At 74.9% G+C, this 247-nt stretch carries 1 protein-coding gene; it reads right to left on the bottom strand.

The genetic code is table 11. The features are described 5' to 3' along the window. Positions 1 to 247, bottom strand: a 247-nt coding sequence (locus Q0L15_RS20045) for a hypothetical protein (protein ID WP_296606390.1), incomplete at both ends; no start/stop codon positions are given.

Raw genomic sequence — 247 nt, 5'->3', positions numbered from 1 at the left:
CCGTCGCGACGATCTCGAAGTCCAGGCCGACGGTGACCGGGTTCAGCCGCCCGCCGACGAGCACCGACCGGAGGGTGCTGTCGGTCAAGGTGAGGCCGAAGTGCGTCCCGGAGACCGGGATCGGCGGGGCGTCCGCGACGGCCAGCCGGTCCCAGACCGACGGGGACGGCCCGCCGCCGGGGAAGAGCGCGATCCTGCGGAACTCGTCGGGCAGGACCGCCACGGTCACCCGCGCGGCGTTGCTCGC

The organism is Nocardioides sp., assembly GCF_024509035.1.
In the GTDB taxonomy this organism is placed as follows: domain Bacteria; phylum Actinomycetota; class Actinomycetes; order Propionibacteriales; family Nocardioidaceae; genus Nocardioides.
The sequence above is the reverse complement of the archived record's forward strand: the minus strand, read 5'-3'. Positions and strand labels throughout refer to the sequence as shown.